Origin of the sequence: Bradyrhizobium sp. NP1, assembly GCF_030378205.1 — a bacterium.
Classification (GTDB): domain Bacteria; phylum Pseudomonadota; class Alphaproteobacteria; order Rhizobiales; family Xanthobacteraceae; genus Bradyrhizobium.
Genome location: NZ_CP127385.1, coordinates 4,880,555 through 4,901,519 on the forward strand (window position 1 = coordinate 4,880,555; position 20,965 = coordinate 4,901,519).

The 20,965-nt window shown below is 62.0% G+C and carries 20 protein-coding genes and 1 pseudogene; 13 read left to right on the top strand and 8 right to left on the bottom strand.

Annotated features, from left to right (window positions below):
- Nucleotides 1–6: 6 nt before the first annotated feature.
- On the bottom strand, nucleotides 7–792 hold the full coding sequence (locus QOU61_RS23655; RefSeq protein WP_289653610.1) for a redoxin domain-containing protein: 786 nt from the start codon (nucleotides 790–792) through the stop codon (nucleotides 7–9).
- Nucleotides 793–1,573: 781 nt separating this feature from the next.
- Between QOU61_RS23655 and QOU61_RS23660 the strand changes: the two genes are divergently transcribed.
- Nucleotides 1,574–2,443 carry an SDR family oxidoreductase gene (locus QOU61_RS23660; RefSeq protein WP_289653611.1) on the top strand — a complete coding sequence of 290 codons (870 nt, stop codon included), beginning with the start codon at nucleotides 1,574–1,576 and terminating at the stop codon, nucleotides 2,441–2,443.
- A 384-nt stretch (nucleotides 2,444–2,827) separates the two neighbouring features.
- Here QOU61_RS23660 and QOU61_RS23665 read toward each other — a convergent pair whose 3' ends face one another.
- A complete protein-coding gene (locus QOU61_RS23665; protein WP_289653612.1) occupies nucleotides 2,828–3,007 on the bottom strand; it encodes a hypothetical protein in 180 nt (59 codons plus the stop codon).
- A gap of 559 nt (nucleotides 3,008–3,566) precedes the next feature.
- Here QOU61_RS23665 and QOU61_RS23670 point away from each other — a divergent pair.
- Nucleotides 3,567–3,806, top strand: a pseudogene (locus QOU61_RS23670) (tyrosine-type recombinase/integrase); the annotation flags it as partial.
- A gap of 270 nt (nucleotides 3,807–4,076) precedes the next feature.
- Nucleotides 4,077–5,207 carry a L,D-transpeptidase family protein gene (locus tag QOU61_RS23675; protein ID WP_289653613.1) on the top strand — a complete coding sequence of 377 codons (1,131 nt, stop codon included), beginning with the start codon at nucleotides 4,077–4,079 and terminating at the stop codon, nucleotides 5,205–5,207.
- A 93-nt stretch (nucleotides 5,208–5,300) separates the two neighbouring features.
- Here the strand turns inward: QOU61_RS23675 and QOU61_RS23680 are convergent, their stop codons facing one another.
- Nucleotides 5,301–5,696, bottom strand: a complete 396-nt coding sequence (locus tag QOU61_RS23680) for a YciI family protein (RefSeq protein WP_289653614.1) — start codon at nucleotides 5,694–5,696, stop codon at nucleotides 5,301–5,303.
- 298 nt (nucleotides 5,697–5,994) lie between these two features.
- Between QOU61_RS23680 and QOU61_RS23685 the strand changes: the two genes are divergently transcribed.
- Nucleotides 5,995–6,222 (top strand): hypothetical protein, encoded by a 228-nt coding sequence (locus tag QOU61_RS23685; protein WP_289653615.1) that lies wholly within the window; start codon nucleotides 5,995–5,997, stop codon nucleotides 6,220–6,222.
- Nucleotides 6,223–6,595: 373 nt separating this feature from the next.
- On the opposite strand, the gene QOU61_RS23690 is transcribed toward QOU61_RS23685, so the two are convergent.
- Nucleotides 6,596–7,324, bottom strand: a complete 729-nt coding sequence (locus tag QOU61_RS23690; protein WP_289653616.1) for a sulfite exporter TauE/SafE family protein — start codon at nucleotides 7,322–7,324, stop codon at nucleotides 6,596–6,598.
- A gap of 33 nt (nucleotides 7,325–7,357) precedes the next feature.
- Nucleotides 7,358–7,762, bottom strand: coding sequence for a hypothetical protein (locus tag QOU61_RS23695; RefSeq protein WP_289653617.1), 405 nt, complete (start codon nucleotides 7,760–7,762; stop codon nucleotides 7,358–7,360).
- A 731-nt stretch (nucleotides 7,763–8,493) separates the two neighbouring features.
- Here QOU61_RS23695 and QOU61_RS23700 point away from each other — a divergent pair.
- Nucleotides 8,494–10,188 carry an alpha-keto acid decarboxylase family protein gene (locus QOU61_RS23700; protein WP_289653618.1) on the top strand — a complete coding sequence of 565 codons (1,695 nt, stop codon included), beginning with the start codon at nucleotides 8,494–8,496 and terminating at the stop codon, nucleotides 10,186–10,188.
- Between the two features lie 47 nt (nucleotides 10,189–10,235).
- Here QOU61_RS23700 and gor read toward each other — a convergent pair whose 3' ends face one another.
- The 3 genes from gor to rpiA are packed head-to-tail and all read right to left on the bottom strand — an operon-like array spanning nucleotide 10,236 to nucleotide 12,912.
- Complete coding sequence (gene gor / locus QOU61_RS23705) at nucleotides 10,236–11,621, bottom strand: glutathione-disulfide reductase (protein WP_289653619.1); 1,386 nt, start codon at nucleotides 11,619–11,621, stop codon at nucleotides 10,236–10,238.
- Nucleotides 11,622–11,648: 27 nt separating this feature from the next.
- On the bottom strand, nucleotides 11,649–12,176 hold the full coding sequence (locus QOU61_RS23710) for a DUF2059 domain-containing protein (RefSeq protein WP_289653620.1): 528 nt from the start codon (nucleotides 12,174–12,176) through the stop codon (nucleotides 11,649–11,651).
- 37 nt (nucleotides 12,177–12,213) lie between these two features.
- Nucleotides 12,214–12,912 (bottom strand): ribose-5-phosphate isomerase RpiA, encoded by a 699-nt coding sequence (gene rpiA, locus QOU61_RS23715; protein ID WP_289653621.1) that lies wholly within the window; start codon nucleotides 12,910–12,912, stop codon nucleotides 12,214–12,216.
- 304 nt (nucleotides 12,913–13,216) lie between these two features.
- On the opposite strand from rpiA, the gene QOU61_RS23720 reads away from it, so the two are divergent.
- The 8 genes from QOU61_RS23720 to QOU61_RS23755 all read left to right on the top strand — a co-directional run bounded on the left by QOU61_RS23720 (nucleotide 13,217) and on the right by QOU61_RS23755 (nucleotide 20,465).
- On the top strand, nucleotides 13,217–13,903 hold the full coding sequence (locus QOU61_RS23720; protein ID WP_289653622.1) for an HAD family hydrolase: 687 nt from the start codon (nucleotides 13,217–13,219) through the stop codon (nucleotides 13,901–13,903).
- A 146-nt stretch (nucleotides 13,904–14,049) separates the two neighbouring features.
- Nucleotides 14,050–14,529: a hypothetical protein gene (locus QOU61_RS23725; protein WP_289653623.1), complete on the top strand. Its 480-nt coding sequence runs from the start codon at nucleotides 14,050–14,052 to the stop codon at nucleotides 14,527–14,529.
- A gap of 92 nt (nucleotides 14,530–14,621) precedes the next feature.
- Nucleotides 14,622–15,656, top strand: a complete 1,035-nt coding sequence (moaA, locus tag QOU61_RS23730) for a GTP 3',8-cyclase MoaA (RefSeq protein ID WP_289653624.1) — start codon at nucleotides 14,622–14,624, stop codon at nucleotides 15,654–15,656.
- Nucleotides 15,657–15,934: 278 nt separating this feature from the next.
- On the top strand, nucleotides 15,935–16,474 hold the full coding sequence (locus tag QOU61_RS23735; protein WP_289653625.1) for a TRAP transporter small permease subunit: 540 nt from the start codon (nucleotides 15,935–15,937) through the stop codon (nucleotides 16,472–16,474).
- Nucleotides 16,471–18,072 (top strand): TRAP transporter large permease, encoded by a 1,602-nt coding sequence (locus QOU61_RS23740; RefSeq protein WP_289653626.1) that lies wholly within the window; start codon nucleotides 16,471–16,473, stop codon nucleotides 18,070–18,072. The genes QOU61_RS23735 and QOU61_RS23740 overlap by 4 nt, the downstream gene beginning before the upstream one ends.
- 338 nt (nucleotides 18,073–18,410) lie before the next feature.
- Nucleotides 18,411–19,343: a catalase family peroxidase gene (locus QOU61_RS23745; RefSeq protein ID WP_289653627.1), complete on the top strand. Its 933-nt coding sequence runs from the start codon at nucleotides 18,411–18,413 to the stop codon at nucleotides 19,341–19,343.
- Complete coding sequence (locus tag QOU61_RS23750; RefSeq protein WP_289653628.1) at nucleotides 19,340–19,888, top strand: cytochrome b; 549 nt, start codon at nucleotides 19,340–19,342, stop codon at nucleotides 19,886–19,888. The genes QOU61_RS23745 and QOU61_RS23750 overlap by 4 nt, the downstream gene beginning before the upstream one ends.
- A 280-nt stretch (nucleotides 19,889–20,168) precedes the next feature.
- Nucleotides 20,169–20,465 (top strand): hypothetical protein, encoded by a 297-nt coding sequence (locus QOU61_RS23755; RefSeq protein WP_289653629.1) that lies wholly within the window; start codon nucleotides 20,169–20,171, stop codon nucleotides 20,463–20,465.
- The last annotated feature ends 500 nt before the right edge of the window (nucleotides 20,466–20,965 follow it).

Below are 20,965 nucleotides of genomic sequence, written 5' to 3' on the forward strand. Positions count from 1 at the left end.
CACCACTCAGCGTCGTGCGGTGGCCTCGGGTTGTTGCAGGAGGCTCTCTACGGCCCGTTGGCTGACGCCATCGAGCCAATCTCGCCCTCCGACCTCGCGGACGATTACATTCCCCGCCCGATCGATAAGGTAGGTGGTGGGCAGGACAAGCACCCGATAGCTCCGTGCGGTTGACGAGGACGGATCTAACCCAACGCGAAGCGATACTCCTGCCTTGCCCACGAATGCCTGGATCTTTGCGATGGGTGCGGTGTCGAGATTGACGGCCAGCACTTCCAGTCCGCGATCTTTATATCGCCGATATAGCCCATCGATGGTCGGCATTTCTGCCCGACACGACCCGCACCACGTGGCCCAGAAGTTGAGGAGGACCACTTTGCCCCGTAGATCCGAGAAGCGGATCGGCGCCCCTGACAGCGTGGGCAAGGTGAAGTCAGGAGCCGGGAAGCTCGTCAAATTAGGCTGCGGGTGATCCTCGACCGGCTCGATAGCAGCAATCACCCATTCGAGATCGCGAGCCTGGAGGGAAAATCGGACCAGCGCACCCACCTGAAGTCCGAGAAGCTGTTCAGAGTGCTGTACCGGAAAGGCCATTCGCATGGCCGGCATGAGACCGGAAATGGGACCGTGGTCCAGCGTCACTGTCCCGTGGCTCTCGTCCACCGCTACCACGCGGCCCTCTCCATCGAAACGGGATTGGGCATGCCCCGGGACCACGGCCAAATGTAGATGCCAGCAGAGGGCGGATGAGACCAGCAATCGAATCCAAGGATGCAGGCCAGGCTTGTTCATGGTTGAACCTACCTCATGTGGCCGGCAGCGATGGCGCTTCCTCGTTGCCTCAAAGTAAGCATTTAGCAACAATCGTCGTGCGCCCGTGCGCACGATAAGTGCTCGGTGACAGACCGGCACGAAAGAGCTGTCGGTTTTATTGGAAGTGCGATGCCCGCCGACGGCATTCCCCGCTGCCCATCCACGTGGAACGGAGACATCGGCGCGTCCCGTCTCGAAGGGCAGCTCTAAAGAAGATTACACGATCCCAGGCTCATCCAAAAGACCTCATATTGGCCGAGGCGCGGCACAGACAATTCGGCCAAACTCACCGACCCTAGTGTCCGAGTCGGGTCAAAATCGGTAAATCTCACATTGAGGACAACAATTCCGCTTCGCCTGCCAAAGCAGACCTGGGCTGGTCAAAACACTCCCGGCGAGCAACCTGGCGCAGCGAAATTCAACTGAGTTGTTCGACCCGGGCAAATCACCCGTGACAGGCCATGTGCTCATAGACTGATGATGTCCGCCTAGCCCCGAACAACGGCGCAAAAGCAGACATGCTCTTATCGGCCCTATGGGTCCAGAAGGCGACCTCGCGTACTCGGCCGCTTCTGACGCAAAGCGAATATTGGCACTCGTGCTGGCCAGTAGCGCTAGGCGGCCAGTCCATTTCTTCCCTCTTGTGGGGATGATCCGGGAGGGGATAGCCTTGGGTCCCATTCTTGCGGTACCCCGACTGCGCCCACCCGCAGGGGGATTAAGCGCAGTTGCTCGGTGCGTCCCTTACAGGAGTCCTCCGATGTCATCCCTCAGAGGCAAGACGCTGTTTATCTCGGGCGCGAGCCGCGGGATTGGGCTTGCGATCGCGCTGCGGGCCGCACGCGACGGCGCCAATATCGCAATCGCCGCGAAGACGGCGGAACCGCATCCGAAGCTGAAGGGCACCATCTTTACGGCCGCCGACGAGGTGCGCGCGGCCGGCGGCAAGGCGCTGCCAGTCATCTGCGATATTCGCGATGAGGCCCAGGTGATCGCGGCGGTTGATAAGACCGTCGCCGAATTCGGTGGCATCAATATCTGCGTCAACAACGCCAGCGCCATCAGCCTGACCGACTCCCAGGCAACCGACATGAAGCGGTTCGACCTGATGATGGGCATCAACACCCGCGGCACTTTTATGGTGTCGAAGTATTGTATCCCGCACCTGACGAAGGCCGAAAACCCGCACATCCTGATGCTGTCGCCGCCGCTCGACATGAAGGCGAAATGGTTCGAGCACTCCACCGCCTATACGATGGCGAAGTTCGGCATGAGCATGTGCGTGCTGGGACTATCGGCCGAACTGAAGAGTGCGGGCGTCGCGGTCAACGCGCTGTGGCCGCGCACTACGATCGCTACCGCCGCGGTCGGCAATCTTCTGGGGGGCGATGCCATGATGCGCGCGAGCCGCACGCCCGAGATCGTGGGAGATGCGGCTTATGTCATCCTCACAAAGCCGTCGCGCGAGTTCACCGGGCAGTTCTGTATCGATGACAAGCTGCTGTATGCCAGCGGAGTGCGTGATTTCGACCGCTATCGCGTCGATGCCTCGGTCCCGCTGGCGTCGGACTTCTTCGTGCCTGACGATGACGCGCCGCCGCCCGGCGTCACGGTAATGCCCCTGCGCTAAGCCGGCGCCTTTGCCACTGCGTCAACGTCGGCTTCGGGGCCAATGACAGACATCAGGCTGCGGGCCATGGTGCAGGAGCGGCCTGTCCGGGTCATCCGGACGAGGATCGATAGCCCGGGATCAACGAAGTCGACGCTTATGCACGGGGCACGATCCGCAAAAATCGGACTACCAACTTGTTGGCGCGCGCCAGATCCTCCAGTGCGTCGGCCAAATCAAGATCGGCTCATCGGCCCAAGCATTGTACCAAACCCCCAATTTTCGGCGGCATGGAAAACGCAGTGGCGCAACGCCAGTCTTATCGAGTTCGCCGACTTCTAAATCGCAATCTTCCGGCGCGAGTTGGATCGGTAGCCACGGCATGGCCCACACGAAATCTAGCGCCTAGAGGGTGCGTGTAACTAATGCCGCCACCCGCCTCTGGAAGCCACTGATCTGTCTGAACGCATCCCGCCGCTCTGACCCTTCAGGCAGCCGTTGTGCGGCTTCCCATAGGGTCACCAGCAACCGCGCCATATCTATCAGTTCATTAAATTCGAGCATTCCAACGATGCGTTGGCTCAATGTTGAGTCCTCCTGGTAGGAACGGATCAATGTAAGGGAGGATCGCGGCTTGATGGCGCGGTCAGTAAGGGAAGAGAGTAAAGTGCAACTCGCCGTATCGATGCAGTTGCCGCGCGGAACTATTGGCGCAGCAAAAGGTGCTCTTCTCCACGCACGTCGCATAGCATCGATGTCCTTCTCCTACCCATGTCGAATACGAGGATCAGCCAGCATTTGCGGCATTCCGCGCGTCATGAAGTTGTCATACGCAGACTGGCGCATTCCACCCGGCCCTCTGGGTTTCGAAGTGGTAATCGGCGCGACCGGGGCTATTTAAAAAAGCAGTCCCCAAAATCTCCAAATCTTTGAGCGCTGCACCCGAATTGGCGCGGCCGCAGGTGAGCGAAAATTTGCCCAATGTGCGCTGGCAGGCACCGCCCCTTGGCCCCAGACAGCTGAAACGACTGCATCCATCACGGAACCGCTGCTGTTGGGCCAACAACCGACCTTTCTATAATCAGTTCGACGCCCGAGCGTTGAGCATCCACAACGATCTCACCGTCGCGGTGCAAACACCAGTGTGACTACCCGCCAATATGCGCGCCTCGTTTCAGAGTGGATCGGCGGCGTGGGGCTGAACCCGAGGCTGTTTGGGACTCATTCCCTGAGACGCACCAAAGCAACCCTGATCTATCGGCGTACCGGCAATCTCAGGGCCGTCCAGCGCTTGCTCGGGCATACCAAGATCGAAAGCACGGTCAAATATCTCGGCATCGAAGTAGATGACGCCCTCGCAATAGCGGAACAAGTTGATGTCTGAAGTGCCCGGGCAGAGCGGACATGCTCTGCCCGTCCTCTAACCGCCGGTTTGTGCCATGAACGGACTCATGCGCCGCAGCAAAGGGCATCTCTGTTCGATCACCTTGCTTCCAAGCAGTGAGGGCCGCAAGGCGAGACTGGGTACCTTGGCGGTCTTGAGGTTGACGATAAGCTCGGACTTCGTCGGGGCCTGCACCCATCTGGGTTTGCCTTACGAAAGCCACCGACTATAGGCTCCAGATAGGAAAGGTTCCACGTCGGAGGTCCAGCAATGATCCGCGCCATGGTACTCCGTGCACTTGTGCTGACGGCGGCTTTTGCCGCGGGCTTGACGCCAGTCACGTGCCTTGGCGAAAACAACAATCGGTTGCCGACCAAGGCAACAAAGGAGCTACCGCCCGAGCTGCTCTCGCTGCTCCGACAAAAGAAGATGCCAAAATATTCACCTATCGTTGTGCGCCTTTTCAAGGAAGAGGCGGAACTCGAAGTCTGGAAACAGGACACCGCCGGCCGTTTCCAGATCCTCAAGATCTATCCGATCTGTCGGTGGTCGGGCGATCTTGGGCCGAAGTTGCAGGAGGGCGACCGTCAGGCTCCAGAGGGATTCTATACAGTTACACCCGAGTTGATGAATCCCAACTCCAACTTCTATCTTGCGATCAACGTTGGCTACCCCAACAGCTTCGACAAAGCGAACAACCGCGACGGCAGCTTGCTCATGATCCACGGCGACTGCTCGTCGAGTGGTTGCTATGCCATGACCGACGCGCAGATAAGCGAGATCTATTCGCTGGCGCGCGACTCATTCCTCGGCGGCAGGCCGTCATTCCAGGTCCAGGCCTATCCGTTCCGCTTGACGCCGGCGAACCTGGCGCGGCATCGAAATAATCCGAACTTGGCCTTCTGGAAAATGCTCAAGATCGGCAACGATCACTTCGTGACGACGCATCTCGAACCTAAGGTAGATGTGTGCAATCGCCTCTATGTATTCGATGCGCAACCTCCCCCAAATTCGCCCAATCCACTTGTGTTCAATCCCACCGATAAATGCCCCGCCTTTGTCGTGAATCCGAAAATCGCGCGGCGGGCGCTGGAGAAAAAACGCACCGACGAGCTCGAATACGCGCAATTGCTCAAAGACGACGTGCCAGCCGCCCCAATCTACAGCGGACTGGACGGCGGAATGAACAAGGCTTTCCTCGCACAGTATCCGGGCAGAGTGACGCTTGCGAAAGTGATGCCGTATGCATCTTACCTGCCGCAACTGCCACCGATCCCTTGGGTCGACAACGATGCTTCGTTGACGAGTAAATGGTTTGGCACCTTGTTCTCTAAACCGATTGTATGTGACCTGGCTGGTGCCAGCTTCCTATCGACCGTCGTGGAAGGAGACGGGTGCTAAAGCAAGCGCTGGGAGACGGAGTAGTGATGCCCTTCCGACCGTAAGTCTCAGCGGAGCTAAGCGACATTGTATGCTTCTCTCGGTCGCATTTGATCAGATTGTGACTAGCCACCGGTGTACCGTGAATTCATTCTCAATGAACCCCGCCTTGTATAAGGGGTCTTCCTCCAAAACGCGCCGGGCCTCGCGCTCGTTCGTGGCGTTACAGAGATACATCCCTTCCTTGAGGCCCTCGAAGGGTCCGGCCGCACGCAAGACGCCAGCTTGCCGCAACCCCACTAGGTAACTGAGCCGCTCGGAAAACAATCTCGCAAATTCTTCTGTTTGCCCCAAGGACACTAGTTCCCGAACGGTCGGGGCGTGGCCCGCGCCGGCTGCCTTCGCCACGGCGCCTCTCACGCCGGGACGAGCAATTTGCGCGGTGAACTCAGGCGAGAGCTTGAGGATGATGGCATAGACCGAGGCTCTTGGCTGCTGTTGTGTATCCATAGCTGGGCATCCCATCGCTTGACCCGTCACTTCCGATCTCCCCCGATGATTCGACGGCTTCGGTATCGGTCGCCACTTCGCGAAAGGGCCAAAAGGCGACGTCGCTTTGGCCACCTTGGAGCTATCAGCTCGTCCTTGACACCAGCTACGAGATTTCGCCCGCGCCCCTCGCGCATCGCTTTTGCTCGCCTGCGAATTGATCGGTGCAATCGGTCAGAACGAGCTTAACAATCGGTTGGACCGTTGCACCCTTGGCGTTGCACGTTCTTAACCGGCGTATTGATAAGGAGAGGGTCAAGTGACATTGCAGACTTCGGCGGAATTCGTGCGCACCTATAATGCGCAAGCCCACGAGATCGTCGACGCGATCACGGCGGCGGTCCATGGTGCACAGGCCGGATTAAACTGGCTGCGCACTGAACCGCCGGATGTAGAAGAAGTGCGGCGCATGCTCGACGGTATCATTAACGATGGTAAGCGAGCAGCCGAAATCGTCGTTCGACTTCGAGCGCTGGCGGATACATAGGCACTTCAAGTAGCCGATGTCTCTTGTGGTTCACGAGCGACAAAAACTCCCATTGAGCACAACGAGTCCGCCCTTACCCTGATCGCCGACATATCGACGGACACGGATTTTCGTCGCTACGGGTCACACCCGGAATAGCTCGCGCCGAGCATAACGAGTCAGCCTTACTCCGAGCAGCCGACATAGAGCTGACATTACGCAAGGTCTGCGTCGGGCCAAAATCGGTAAATCTCACATTGAGGACAACAATTCCGCTTCGCCTGCCAAAGCAGACCTGGGCTGGTCAAAACACTCCGGCGAGCAACCTGGCGCAGCGAAAATTCAACTGCTTTGTTCGACGACCGAGCAAATCAGGGCGATCGTTGAAAGCCGCTCACACGACGAGCAGCAGGCCTGACACCAGCAATAGGCCAAGGATGACGCGCCGAAACATCGCCTCGTTGACGCGCCGGAAAGCGAGGATGCCGAGCGCCGACCCGGCCGCCAAGGCCGGAATGCTCAAGGCCAGATCGACCAGCATCCTGGACGACAGGTCATGCCGCAGCATCATCATGACAAGCGCAAAGATCTGCATGGCGGCGATGAACGGCTGAACCACGCCGCGCTGCTCGCTTTTCGGCAGGCCGTGCAGATCGCACCAGATCGTCGGCAATGCCCCCGGCATCGCCGTCAGCCCGCCGACCAGGCCGCCGCCGAATCCGATCAGGGCATTGCGGCTTCGGTTCATGAGCCGGAGGTAGTTCAGGCTGGGCTTGAACAGCATGTAGCCGGCGTAGACTGCGACGGTCAGCCCGAACACCTGCTGGAACACGCGGCTGTCCGCGTTGTGCAACAGCCAGAGCGCCACCGGCACGCCAAGCAGCCCTCCCAGGATCAGAACGAGGCTCTGCTTCCACAGGATATCCTTGCGCAGCGCCCACAGATTGGCGGCCTGCACGCCGACGCTGCAGGCCATCATCAGGGGTACCGCCTCCAGCGGCTCGAACATGTGGAGCAGGATTGCGCCGGCCACGGCCGAGAAGGCGAAGCCGGCAAGGCCGGAGACGAATGCGCCGAGAAAAACGGCCGCGCTGAGCCATGCGAACGATCCGAGCCCGATCATCAGCGATCTCCAACCGTTCGAAGCGAAGCACGCTCAATCATAGAGCTGCGATTGCATGTCCGCGTCGCGGGGCGGATCGCGGGGCGCGCCATCGCGCAGCAGAATCACGCCCGCGAGAATGTGGAGGAGCAGGAATGCGGCCAGCACGGCTGCCAGCAGCAGCCTTTCGGTCAAAACCGGCGCTGGCGCCGACGATTTGGGCTCAAGCCGTTCACCGACGGGGCGTTCGGAACGCGCGGTCAGCTCGCCAAGAACGCCGTTGCCCTCGGCCGTGTCCATCAGATGACGGTATTGCCGGAGAGTGCGTGTTGCCTGCAGGCGCCGCGAGCGATGCAGCGCCTCAACGATGGCAGCGAAAATGCTTGTCCTGATTGGCCGGCGGCCCAGCGAAGAATTCCTGGAAGTAATTTCTGCTGTAATGGATTGAGCGTGTCTCATCCTTGAAAAACTCCGGCTCTCGAAAAAATGGCGCGGACCTTATCTGATGCGCTCTACGACACCTGTGAACCAGATCACGTGGAGTGCGCCATTCCCGGTCACACACGCGCACGTTGAAAAACTCCCGTGCTTTGACGATGGACCGTCGACGGCTCAAGATCCTTGCTAAAATCCTAAAGGGAAGCAGCGAACACGATCGATGGCGTGCGCACCTGCTTTGGCAAATTCCGGCGCGCATGTCGTCATCCCAACAGATGACGATGTGCCCGCCCGTCAGCGAGCATCGGCCAAGCCTTCGCGTCGGAGTTGTTCTGCCCGCTTGATTGCCTGGTGTGACCCCTGCCCGCGGCGCCCCGCCATGGGGGTCAGGCATCGCGCTTCAGATGCGGACATATTTTTGCGTGAGAGCCGGACATGGCCTTTTAGCGATCTTGCTCGGTCGGCCAATCGGCGTCGAGGCATTGATCCCGCACCACGGACTTGCGCAATCCGGTTACCATGGGCGAAGATGACAGCTCAGGGCCAGGCCATGGTCCGCCGGTTATGCCAGGAGCTGCAACGTCCGCATCGCATATCAGGTCGCCGATGACGGGCCTTCCGACCTCGCGTTGTCCGTGGCCGGGTCTCTCACCTCGAACATCAGTCGGAGGAGTCCGCACCAGCTCGATTTTCTCGCCAAGAAAAGATCGTTTCTCAAGCTGCGCTCGCATCATGCTGAACAGGAGAACGTCATGGCTAGACAAGTTCAAGAGACCGAGACGTCGGGAATGGTGAAGGCGGCCAGCGTGGCCGATTACATCGTCGAGCGCCTTGCCGCGGAGGGAATCAATCACTGCTTTGGCGTTGCCGGCGATTACGCATTTCCGATCTGCGATGCGGTCGACAGCAGCGCGAAAGTGAAGTGGATCGGCTGCGCCAACGAGTTGAATGCGGCCTACGCGGCGGACGGCTATGCCCGCGTCCGGGGCGCGGCGATGCTGGTGACGACCTATGGTGTCGGCGAGCTATCGGCCTTAAATGGCGTGATGGGCGCCAAGGCGGAACGGTCGCTGGTCTTCCACGTCGTCGGCATGCCTTCCTATCAGAACCAGCGCCTGCGCAAGATTGCCCATCACACACTCGGCGACGGCGTCTTCGGCAATTTCGTCGACCTCTCCGCTGGTGCCGCGTGCTGTCATGCCATCATCAATCCGGAGAATTGCATCGTCGAGATGGAGCGCGTCATCGGCGAAGCGCGCCGCAACAATCAGCCCGCCTATATCGCCGTGCCGTCAGACTACGCCCTGTCCCCGGTCATGCCGGCCGACGTGAAGCCGATGGTGTCCCGGTCGAATGAGGTGGCGCTAAAGAAGGCCATGGCGATCATCGCAGAGCGCATCAGCAAGGCAAAATCCGTCGTCGCGTTTCCGGCCTTCACGATTTCACGGCTCGGCTTGCAGAAGCAGGCACAGAAGGCGATCGAAGCGCTCGGCTGTCCTTTCGTCACGACGCTCATGGAGAAATGCATCATCGACGAGGGTCATCCGCAGTTTGCCGGCCTTTATGCCGGCGCCATGTCCAATCCGAAAACGCGTGAGATCATCGAAGGCGCCGATCTCGTCCTTGACCTGGGCGGCGTCAATCTGAACGACATCACCACGGCGGCCTATTCCGCCCAGCTCGATCTGTCCCGGTTTATCACCGTGGGTCTCGACGATGTCAGGATCGGAGACAAGGTCATCACCGGCGTCCGGCTTGCCGACGTTCTGTCCGAGCTCGCCAGGCTCAAACCCTCATCGGCGCCATACCGGGGAACACCGCAAGGTGTTGCGCCGGTGAACGGGAGCCGTTCCGACAAGATCACGATGGCCGCGCTGTATCCTCGTTATGCAGCGTTCCTCCGCCCGGGAGACACGGTCGTTCTCGAGACCGGCAGCACGAGCCTCGGCGTGACGCCAACGACCCTTCCTGACGGCGTCCGGGTGGAAGGACAGGTTCTGTGGGGATCGATCGGCTGGGCGACACCGGCCGCGTTCGGCATCGCGCTTGCCGATCCGGCCAGGCGCACCGTTCTGATTACGGGCGAAGGCTCCCATCAGCTGACCGCGAACGACATCGGCAGCATGGGGCGGTTTGGAGCAAACGTCATCGTCTTCGTTCTCAACAATAGCGGTTATCTGATTGAGCGCGCGCTGGAAGAGAACCCGGACTGGACCTACAACGACCTCGCACCGTGGAACTACGCCGAATTGCCGAAGGCGCTCGGGTGCGCAGATTGGCATACGGCGCGCGTGACCACGCTCGGGGAGCTCGACGATGCGATGAAGGCCGCGCGCGCCAGCAAGACCGGCGCGTATATCGAGATCATCGGCGGAAAAATGGACATGCCGCCGATCCTCGCGTTCGCGAACAGCCGCCTCAAGGAAATGTACGGCGCCGCGCCATAAGCCGCACGCGCGGCTACAGCGAATGGCGAGCGCGGTTCGCCCGAATGCTATTCCGCCGCCTGCCGCACGTGGCGCGCGGTCGGCGTGCGCATGGTCACGAGCTCCTCGGCCGCGGTCGGATGCAGCGCGACGGTCGCGTCGAAGTCGGCCTTCGTCGCCTTCATCTTCACGGCGATCGCCACCGCCTGGATCGTTTCCGCGGCGGCCTCGCCGACGATATGGCAACCGAGCACGCGATCGCTCACGCCATCGACCACGAGCTTCATCAGGATACGGGTGTCGCGCCCCGACATCGTCGCCTTGATGGGGCGGAACGTGGTCTTGTAGATGTCGACATGGCTGAATTGCGCGCGGGCTTCGGCCTCGGTCAGCCCGACCGTGCCGACTTCCGGCTGCGAGAACACCGCGGTCGGAATCGTCGCGTGGTCGACCTGCACCGGGCGGTTGCCGAACACGGTATCGGCGAAGGCGTGGCCCTCGCGGATCGCGACCGGCGTCAGGTTGATGCGGTGGGTGACGTCGCCGATCGCGTAGATGTGCGGCACCGAGGTTTTCGACCAGGCGTCGACCGCGACGCCGTTGTTGGTCGGGCTGATCGCGACGCCGGTCTTTTCCAGGCCTAGATTGGCGACATTGGGATGGCGGCCGATCGCGAACATCACCTTGTCGGAGGCAATGCTCGATCCGCTCGACAGATGGCTGGTGAAGCCCTCGCCGTGCTTGTCGACGGAGGTGATCGTGCAGCCGGTGAGGATGGTGATGCCGCGCTTCTCCATCTCGGCCCGCACGTGCGTGCGCACATCCTCGTCGAAGCCGCGCAGGATATTGTCGCCGCGATAGACCACCGTGACGTCGCTGCCGTAGCCGGCAAAGATGCCGGCGAACTCCAGCGCGATATAGCCGCCGCCCTGGATCACGATGCGCCTGGGCAGCTCCGGCAGATGGAATGCCTCGTTCGAGGAGATCACGTGCTCGATGCCGGGAATGACGGGCCCGTGGTTGGGTGCGCCGCCGGTGGCGATCAGCACGTGTTTCGCCGTGATGGTCTCGCCATTGGAAAGGCGCAGCGCATGCGCGTCTTCCAGCACCGCACGCGCCTTGATGACGCGGGCGCCCGACTTCTCGACATTGCTGGTGTAGGCGGCCTCGAGCCGGGCGATCTCCTTGTCCTTGTTGGCGACAAGCTTCCGCCAGTCGAACGCGACCTGCCCGATGGTCCAGCCGAACCCGCCCGCATCCTCGATCTCGTCATGGACATGGGAGCCGATCACGAACAGCTTTTTCGGCACGCAGCCGCGGATCACGCAGGTGCCGCCCATGCGGTACTCTTCCGCGATCACGACCTTCGCACCATGGCCGGCCGCGATCCGGGCGGCGCGTACCCCGCCGGAACCTCCGCCAATCACGAACAGGTCGACGTCGAAACCGGCCATGTCGCGCCTCTCCCGACCGCTGCCCGGTCAGATCTGCTTGCCGCGCTTGCGCATCTCGGCGCGGAATTGCGCGTTGACGGTTTCGGCGAAGGTCTGCGCCCACTGGTTCATGAAGCTCATGCTGAGCTGGATCGCCTTGGGCTCGTTGGTAAGCAGCTTCTGGCCCAGCGGCGACTTGTAGAACGTCAGCAGATCCTTCAGCTCCTGCTCGGTGAACTCGCTGGCATAGACCTGCGCCATGCCTTCGCCGATCTCCTTCTCGCGGCCCGCCAGTTGCTGGGCCACGATCACGGCGACCTCGTTGAGGTCCTTCTGGTAGTTGAGATTCTGCTGCAGCAGCGAATCCTTGGTCTGGGCGACGAGGTTGGGAACGGCGTTGGCGTACATCGCGCTCGCGTTCTTCATCGCGAGGATTTCCTTGGCCGCGGCGATCGCGGCCGGCGAGGCCGGCTTCTGGGCCGGCGCGGCAGGCTGCTGGGCGAAGCTGGGGACGCTGGCGAGCGCCAGTCCCAGCGCGAGGCCCACGGCCGGCAAAATCCTGAAAACGCTTTTCATTCCGTTTCTCCTGAGGTTGCGCGAGTGGGAAGTACCACTAGCGCGCTTCGATAACGCGAATTCCCTGCTTGCCTGCCAGAATGGCCGTGCTGGCGAGCCCGACGAACAACCCGTGCTCGACGACCCCCGGAATCGCGGCCAGCAGGCGTGCCAGACGCGGGGGGTCCGCGATGCATCCGAGGTGGGCATCGACGATCCAGTGGCCGCCATCGGTGACAAAAACGTGGCCGTCCTTGGCCCTGCGGAGGTCCATTTGCCCGGAAACGCCGGCTTCCGCAAATGCCCCGTTGAGCGCGCGCCGGGTCGCCGCCAGGCCGAACGGGATGACCTCGATCGGCAGCGGAAAACGACCGAGCGTATCGACCCATTTGGTGTCGTCGGCGATCACGATCATGCGATCGGAGGCGGCCGCCACGATCTTCTCCCGCAGCAGCGCCCCGCCGCCGCCCTTGATCAGATTGAGCTTCGGATCGATCTCGTCGGCGCCGTCGACGGTCAGGTCGAGGCGGTCGATCTCGTCGAGCGAGGTGAGGCTGATGCCGCAGCGCAGCGCATCGGCACGGGTGGCTTCCGATGTGGGAACGCCGACCACGTCGAGGCCCGCGCGCACCTTTTCGCCGAGCAGCTCGACAAAGTGCTTGGCGGTCGAGCCGGTGCCGAGACCAAGCTTCATGCCGTCGCGCACCGCTTCCAGCGCGCGCGCCGCCGCCTGGCGCTTCAGTTGATCCATCGTCACGTGCCGGTCACCCCTGTTGCCCCTTTGGGCGCGCCTATGTAGCCCCGTTTGGGGCGCAGGAACAGCGGCTAGTGGTCCTTTGATTCGGACATTCGCATACCCGCTTGAGGAGGCACGTTTGCGAATGTCCGAACCAAAGGACCCCTGGCAAGATATTGATGCCAGTGGGGCGTTCGCTCAAGGCAATCGCGGCGGACGGGTAGCGAACGTCAAATCCGCTCCACTAAAGCTACCGATATCGGGACTTTTTGCGGGTCCGGCCGCCTTGCCAGATCGCATCAAGGCGGCTAGCGCTTGCCTGCCCATGAATCCGCCCCGCACCATCGTGTTCGACCTCGACGGCACCCTGGTCGACACCGCCCCCGACCTGATCAATGCGCTCAATTTCGTGCTTGATCGCGAGGGCCTGCCGCCGGTCCCGCCCGCTTCCGCCCGCAACATGATCGGCGCCGGCGCGCGCAAGCTGATCGAGCGCGGGCTGGAGGTGGACGGCCGCGCCGTCACGGTCGATGAGCTCGAGCGGATGACGCGCGACTTCATCGACCACTATGCCGAGCATATCGCCGACCAGTCGCGCCCGTTCGACGGGCTGGAGGACGCGCTCGACGACCTCGGCGCGCGCGGCTACCGCTTCGCCGTCTGCACCAACAAGCTCGAATGGCTGTCAAAACGCCTGCTCGACCGGCTGGGCTTGAGCGCGCGCTTTGCCGCCATCTGCGGCGCCGACACGTTCGGCATTTCCAAGCCCGATCCGGCCTTCCTGCGCGAGACCGTCGCGCGCGCCGGCGGGCAGTTGTCGTCCAGCGTCATGGTCGGCGATGCCGGGACCGATATCGGGGTGGCGCGCCGCGCCCGGGTTCCCGTCGTCGGCGTCAGCTTCGGCTATACCGACGTACCGATGGAAGACCTCAAGCCGGACCGCCTGATCAGCCATATGGAAGAGCTCGCGAGCGCCGTCGAAGGATTGATGCAAACGCATGATCAAAGTTAAGGAACTGATATTACTTTACTTTATTTCATCGCGCACGTTAACCAATTATTAACGATAAGGTTGCGCTGACCTGCCGAGGCTCCTATGGTCGCGGCCGGGGACTGCGGCGGCTCGCCGCAGCAAGTGGCGATTTAAGCGGATTCACCATGCGTCGTGTCATCGCGATTGCGGTAGCGGGGGCAAGCCTCGGCGGCTGCTCATCGATGCCGTCACTGTCCTGGGATTATTTCAAGGCGACGCCGCCGACCATCCAGGTGCAGCTGGAATCGACGCCCTCCGGCGCCGACGCCAAGACCTCGCTCGGGCCCGGCTGCAAGACGCCCTGCTCGGTGAGCATTGCCCCGCCCGACGCCGGCTTTTCCGTCACCTACAGCCTGAACAAGTTCCAGCCGGCGACCGTGCCGGTGACGGTGGTCCGCACCCCCGGCGACGTCACCACCCCGGCCTCGACCGCGACCGATCCCAATCCGGTGTTTGCGGAACTGCAGCCGGCGGCCCCGCCGCCGAAGGCCGCGCATACCGCGCATCGGGTGAAGAAGCCGAAGACCGCCGCCGCGCCGGCGCAAGCGGGCGGTACGGCCTTCCCCGATCCCAACACGCCGCCACCGCCCGGCACCTCGCGCTGAATCGTGGACGTTGTCCGCGGATGGCATAACGCCTACATGGTAAGGACGGAACGCGCGGCACAGGCTACGCACCGCAGCGACAAGGCTTTTGAATGAGCGACGGACTGCCCGGTCCCCTGCCAGTCGTCTCCCGGCCGATGGTCGACCCGTTCGGCCGGACCATCACCTATTTGCGGGTGTCGGTCACCGACCGCTGCGACCTGCGCTGCTTCTATTGCATGTCCGAAGACATGACGTTCCTGCCGAAGAAGGACCTGCTGACGCTGGAAGAACTCGACCGGCTCTGCTCCGCCTTCATCGCCAAGGGCGTGCGCAAGCTCAGGCTGACCGGCGGCGAGCCGCTGGTCCGGCGCAACGTGATGTCGCTGGTCTCCTCGCTCTCGCGCCACCTTCGCAGCGGCGCGCTCAACGAGCTGACGCTGACGACCAACGGCTCGCAGCTTGCGCGTTTTGCCCAGGAGCTTGCCGACTGCGGCGTCCGCCGCGTGAATGTCTCGCTCGATACGCTCAATGCCGACAAGTTCCGCGCCATCACGCGCTGGGGCGAGCTCGACAAGGTGCTTGCCGGCATCGAGGCGGCGCGCGCCGCGGGCCTCGCCGTGAAGATTAACGCGGTGGCGCTGAAGAACCTCAACGAGGACGAGATCCCCTCCCTGATGCAGTGGGCGCACGGCCTGGACATGGCGCTGACCCTGATCGAGGTGATGCCGATGGGCGAGATCGGCGAAGGCCGCATCGATCAGTATGTGCCGCTGTCGCTGGTGCGGGCGCGGCTCGCCAAGCAGTTCACCCTGACCGACATCGACGACAACACCGGCGGCCCGGCGCGTTATGTCCGCGTCGCGGAAACCGGCGGCAAGCTCGGCTTCATCACGCCGATGACCCACAATTTCTGCGAATCCTGCAACCGGGTGCGCATCACCTGCACCGGCACGCTGCATACCTGCCTCGGCCAGGAGGACGCCGCCGACCTGCGCAAGCCGCTGCGGGCCTCCGCCGACGACGAGCTCTTGAGCAGCGCGATCGACCGCGCCATCGGGCTGAAGCCGAAGGGCCACGATTTCATCATCGACCGCCGCCACAACCGCCCGAGCGTCAGCCGCCACATGAGCGTGACCGGCGGCTAACTGTCCCCGGCTCACCTTCCCGGCTCCCCGCGTCAATATGCCCATTTTCCGATTGACGGCGTGAAATCGCGCTGAAATGGTGCGGCTTGCTTTTCGCCTTCGGCGGGACAAGCCGCTGCGCCTTGTGGGCGCAGCCAATATGGCAAAAGCGACACAGGGGGAGGACTTTCGTTGCAATCGCTCCAGCAGAGCCGTGGCTTCGCGCGACCGCCGCGTTGTGATGCAGCGCTGTCCCTCGAGCCAGCCGGCGCCCTTTAGGCGCGGCCGCGGAGAAGATGATGCGCCCATTGTTGGCAGTCAGTAGTGCCATCGATCTGCTCAACGAGAAGATCGGAAATTTCTGCAACCTGCTGGTCCTGATCTCGTGCCTGGTGAGCGCCGGCAACGCCATGATCCGCTACGCCTTCGGCTACTCGTCGAACGGCTGGCTGGAGGCGCAATGGTACATGTTCGCGATCCTGGTGATGTTCGGCGCCTCCTACACGTTCAAGCGCAACGAGCATGTCCGGGTCGAGATCTTCTATCTGTTCCTGTCCGAGCGCGGCCAGCTCCGGCTTGACCTGATCGGCACGCTGTTCTTCCTGATCCCGTCCTGCCTGCTGCTCGCCTACCTGTCCTGGCCGTTCTTCATGCAGGCCTACAATGTCGGTGAGATGTCCGGCAATGCCGGCGGCCTGATCCGCTGGCCGATCAAGTTCGTGATCCCGGCCGGATTCGTGCTGCTGGCGCTGCAGGGCGTCTCCGAGGTGATCAAGCGGATCGCAGCACTACAGGGCTACGTCACGATCGACGCCAAATACGAGAGACCGACCCAATGATTACGCTGGAGATGATGCCGCCGCTGATGTTCGGCGGCCTGGTTCTGGCGATGCTGATCGGGTTCCCGGTCGCCTTCACGCTCGCGGCCGTCGGCCTGTCGTTCGGCTTCCTCGCCATCCATCTCGGCTTCTTCGACCTGAATTTCCTGCAGGCAATTCCCGGCCGCGTGTTCGGCAGCGTGCTGTCCAACGAACTGCTGCTCGCGATCCCCTTCTTCACCTTCATGGGCGCGATCCTGGAACGCTGCGGGCTCGCCGAGGACATGCTGGATTCGATGGGCCAGCTGTTCGGCCCGATCCGCGGCGGGCTCGGCTATTCCGTCATCATCGTCGGCTTCATCCTCGGCGCCATCACCGGCACGGTGGCGGCCCAGGTCATCGCCATGGCGCTGATCTCGATGCCGGTGATGATCCGCTACGGCTACAACATGCGCTACATCACCGGCGTGCTGGCGGCCTCCGGGACGATCACCCAGCTCGTGCCGCCGTCGCTGGTGCTGATCGTGCTCGCCGACCAGCTCGGCAAGTCGGTCGGCGACATGTACCTCGGCGCCTGGGGCCCCTCGGTGTTCCAGATCATGCTGTTTGCCGGCTACACCTTCCTGCTCGGTATCTTCAAGCCCGACCATGTGCCGCCGGTGCCGAAGGAAGCGCGCACGCTGACCGGCTGGGCGCTGTGGAAGAAGTGCCTGATGGGCATCATTCCCTCGGCGGTGCTGATCTTCGTGGTGCTCGGCACCATGATGATGGGGCTTGCGACGCCGACCGAAGCCGGCGCCATGGGCGCGGTCGGCGCCATCGTGCTCGCCGCCATCCACCACAAGGATTTCAGCGCAGCCGGCCACAAGCTCCTGATCATCGGCACGATCGCTGCGGGCGTCGGCACCATCATCGCGATGCTCTACAGCGAAAACATCTATTTCAAGCTCGCCTACGCCGTCACCTATTTCGCGGTGGTCTGGATCGGGCTCGAGGCGGTGCGCATTCCCGACCTGCGCGCCCTGATCAAGCAGGGCTACGAGACCACCATGCGCATCACCTGCATGGTCACCTTCATCCTGATCGGCTCGACCTGCTTCTCGGTGGTGTTCCTCGGCGTTTCCGGTGGCGTCTGGCTGGAGCACCTGCTCACCTCGCTGCCCGGCGGCGTGTGGGGCTTCCTGATCTTCATCAACCTCTTCATCTTCTTCCTGGCGTTCTTCCTCGACTTCTTCGAGATCGCCTTCATCATCCTGCCGATGATCGCGCCGATCGCGCAGAAGATCCTGGCGCCGTCGGTCGGCGCAGATGCCGCGCTGATCTGGTTCGGCGTCATGCTCTGCGTCAACATGCAGACCTCGTTCCTGCATCCGCCGTTCGGATTTGCGCTGTTCTACCTGCGCGGCGTCGCGCCGAAGGAGGTCAAGAGCTCCGACATCTATTGGGGCGCGATGCCCTGGATCGGGCTGCAGGCGATCATGGTCGCCATCGTGATCGCGTTCCCGGTCACGGTGACCGGCCTGCTCGACAAGCCGCTCAACGTCGACCTCAACAAGGTCAAGATCGAGGTGCCGCAGATCGACCTGCCGCCGCTCGATTTCGGGCCGCCGAAGCAGTAGCGGCTCGTAGAGCGGATTTGACGTTCGCCCGCCGAAAGCGTGGGGCGAATGTCAGGATCGGACCGCTACCCGAGATTGCGGAGCCTCCTCCGCCGCCGTGCGAATTGGACATTGCGACGTAACCCGCTCCCATAGGTTCCCGTCGACCTGCAAAGATTGCTGGAGGTCGAATGTCTGACGAAGAGAATCTCACGCGGCCCCCTCCACTCTCGCCCGCTGCGGCGGCCGGCCGGCTTGCCGTCATTGGTGGGGTCGTCTTCGCATCGGCGCTTGCGTTTGCCTATGCGGGCGGATGGCTCACCCAGGACCGTCTGACCCCGACGCGCATGGTTGAAGCGTTGGGCGACCGTGGCGGGAACCCTCTCGGTCATCGTCGCAACCATTCCAAGGGAATCTGCTTCACCGGCTTCTTCGAGGCCAACGGGGCGGCTTCACAATATTCAGTCGCGCCCATGCTGGTCACGGGCAGATATCCCGTGGTCGGCCGGTTCGCCATCGCAGTCGGGAACCCTGACGCTTCCGATATGATGGGACGAGTCAAAAGCATGGCCGTCCGCATCGTCTCGCCCGACGGCCAGGAATGGCGGAGCGGGATGAACAATTCTCCGGTTTTCGTCGTCTCCAATCCGCGCGACTTCTACGAACTGACGCTCGCTCAGGACATCGATCCGACGTTCGGCAAGCCGGACCCGAGCGCCATGAAACGCTTCTCCGCGACCCATCCGGATTCCGCGCCCTTTATGGAATGGAGCCAAACCGCGCCCTGGACGACAAGTTGGGCGGACCAGGCCTATAACAGCCTCAACGCTTTCCGCTTTATCGACGCCGGCGGCGCGAGCCATCTCGTGCGCTGGTCGATGGAGCCGACGGTTTCGCCGACACCTGTCCCGCACGAGGCTTTGACCTCCATGGGACCGGATTTTCTCGAGCACGATCTGGTCCGCCGCCTCACCGACGGTCCCTTGACGTGGCATCTCATGGTGACCTTCGCCGAACAGGGAGATCCTTCGAGTGATGCCACGAAAGCCTGGCCGTCGGACAGGATGCGCGCGGATGTCGGAACGCTGGTCGTGCAGAAGGCCGAGGCCGAAGCTGATGGTCCGTGCCGCGATTTCAACTACGATCCAACGATCCTGCCAACCGGCATCGCTGTTTCCGATGATCCGCTGCTCGCCGCGCGGTCTGCGGCCTATGCGAAATCGTTCGATCTCCGGACGGCAGAGACCGCAGACTATCCATACTCTCCTCGCCCCGCAGGAGGCCGGCCATGAGACCCGAGCGGGACGGTTTCTCGGGCACGCAACGGGTGCTGCACTGGCTGATGGCGATCATGGTGCTCGCCATGCTTTTCATCGGCGTGTCGATGGTATCGACGCTCAAGCCTCGCTTCCTCATATTGATCTCGATCCACAAGCCGCTCGGGATCGCGATCCTGGTCCTGGCCTTGCTTCGTCTCGGCGTCCGCTTGCGGCTTGGCGCACCCAAATTGCCTGACGATCTGCCGCGGACCCAAGCGCTGGCAGCACAGCTCTCGCACCTTGTCCTCTATGCGCTCTTGATAGCGATGCCACTGGTCGGCTGGGGGATGCTGTCCGCAGGCGGCTATCCCGTCGTGCTCTATGGCTCTTTCCACCTGCCTGCAATTCTGCCGCACGACGACCAGTTGCACGCGATCCTGCGAACGACGCATACAGTGCTCGCCTACATGTTTTTCGCCACCATCCTGCTGCACGTCGCAGCCGCGCTCTTCCACGCCTTGATTCGTCGGGACGGAGTATTTCGAGCCATGGCGGGGGTCGGGCCTCGAAGCCAGTAACGCCTGGGCGTCAAACCTTGGCGGCCACAGATCGACCTGCCACCGCTCGATTTCGGGAGCCTGCTGCAACGGGATGCGAATGTTAGAATTGGACCACCAGGGCGTGTACCTGTAAGCGCCTGACGTCCGCTTTGCCGATCGTTGTCGGGATAGAAGCGGACGTCGTAGGGACATCACAAACTGATGCTTCCGACTCCCGTTTCGGAAGTATGCCCTAGTCCAGCAGCGGCCCGATATGCTTTGATGCGCGGGGCTGTAACTGCGACGCATGGGTGGCCCGATGTACATGTTCATTCGAAAGTACACCAAGGTTCGTTCGGTTGCGGACGCTGCCCGCCGCTCCAAGAGCGGTGTCGGTCAGATACTGAGGGAATCTCACGGATTCAGATCTTATCATGTATTGGATGGGGGCGGCGGCGTCGGCGTCGCGGTGATGATCTTCGAGGACCGCGAAAGCGCTAATGCGGCGAACACCAAAGTACTGGAGTTTGTTCAAGCAAGCCTGCACGATCTTGATCTTGGCGACCCCGAAATCATCGCCGGGGAAGTTTTGGTGAATATAGAATCCGGTGCGTAGCTGTTAGCAGGCTACTCATCCGCTACGTACGCAAGCACGGCGTCGAGAGGCGGCTGTAGCGTTTGCCAACAAGAATACAACAAGAATAGTTGTGTTCACTTTGGCCTCTGCGCGTGAACGCGAAGCCTTCACCCAAATAATTGGCCAGAGGATGCACGCGATGTCGCGTGTTGGCCCATCGCGACAAATTTGGCGGGTCTCGCTTAAGTCTCCTTCCGGAGGCGGAGCTGACGTGATTTGCTGGCCGCGAGTATTACGGCTCGTGACCCGGAGCGGACCTCCCCGAGTGGGGTCACGGTTGGCGCTGCCATGCGGCGGGAATGACCACGTCGGGCGAAGCTCTCGGCAATTCCACCGGCAGCTCGGGCGTGAAAGCGTTGGAGCAAGCGCCTCGGTGCCCAATCTCCGTTGGAGCAGCCAAAACGTGGAACAACGGAACCATTTGAAAATTCGGCCTTGAAAGAATGACTTATGCTCTATGTCGCTGCTGCCGTTAGAGC

What these genes read in the sequence shown, in the direction of transcription:
- QOU61_RS23655 (WP_289653610.1), bottom strand. Translation starts at nt 792, where the DNA reads ATGAACAAGCCTGGCCTGCATCCTTGGATTCGATTGCTGGTCTCATCC.
- QOU61_RS23660 (WP_289653611.1), top strand. Translation starts at nt 1,574, where the DNA reads ATGTCATCCCTCAGAGGCAAGACGCTGTTTATCTCGGGCGCGAGCCGC.
- QOU61_RS23675 (WP_289653613.1), top strand. Translation starts at nt 4,077, where the DNA reads ATGATCCGCGCCATGGTACTCCGTGCACTTGTGCTGACGGCGGCTTTT.
- QOU61_RS23680 (WP_289653614.1), bottom strand. Translation starts at nt 5,696, where the DNA reads ATGGATACACAACAGCAGCCAAGAGCCTCGGTCTATGCCATCATCCTC.
- QOU61_RS23690 (WP_289653616.1), bottom strand. Translation starts at nt 7,324, where the DNA reads ATGATCGGGCTCGGATCGTTCGCATGGCTCAGCGCGGCCGTTTTTCTC.
- QOU61_RS23695 (WP_289653617.1), bottom strand. Translation starts at nt 7,762, where the DNA reads ATGAGACACGCTCAATCCATTACAGCAGAAATTACTTCCAGGAATTCT.
- QOU61_RS23700 (WP_289653618.1), top strand. Translation starts at nt 8,494, where the DNA reads ATGGCTAGACAAGTTCAAGAGACCGAGACGTCGGGAATGGTGAAGGCG.
- gor (WP_289653619.1), bottom strand. Translation starts at nt 11,621, where the DNA reads ATGGCCGGTTTCGACGTCGACCTGTTCGTGATTGGCGGAGGTTCCGGC.
- QOU61_RS23710 (WP_289653620.1), bottom strand. Translation starts at nt 12,176, where the DNA reads ATGAAAAGCGTTTTCAGGATTTTGCCGGCCGTGGGCCTCGCGCTGGGA.
- QOU61_RS23720 (WP_289653622.1), top strand. Translation starts at nt 13,217, where the DNA reads ATGAATCCGCCCCGCACCATCGTGTTCGACCTCGACGGCACCCTGGTC.
- QOU61_RS23725 (WP_289653623.1), top strand. Translation starts at nt 14,050, where the DNA reads ATGCGTCGTGTCATCGCGATTGCGGTAGCGGGGGCAAGCCTCGGCGGC.
- moaA (WP_289653624.1), top strand. Translation starts at nt 14,622, where the DNA reads ATGAGCGACGGACTGCCCGGTCCCCTGCCAGTCGTCTCCCGGCCGATG.
- QOU61_RS23735 (WP_289653625.1), top strand. Translation starts at nt 15,935, where the DNA reads ATGCGCCCATTGTTGGCAGTCAGTAGTGCCATCGATCTGCTCAACGAG.
- QOU61_RS23740 (WP_289653626.1), top strand. Translation starts at nt 16,471, where the DNA reads ATGATTACGCTGGAGATGATGCCGCCGCTGATGTTCGGCGGCCTGGTT.
- QOU61_RS23750 (WP_289653628.1), top strand. Translation starts at nt 19,340, where the DNA reads ATGAGACCCGAGCGGGACGGTTTCTCGGGCACGCAACGGGTGCTGCAC.
- QOU61_RS23755 (WP_289653629.1), top strand. Translation starts at nt 20,169, where the DNA reads ATGTACATGTTCATTCGAAAGTACACCAAGGTTCGTTCGGTTGCGGAC.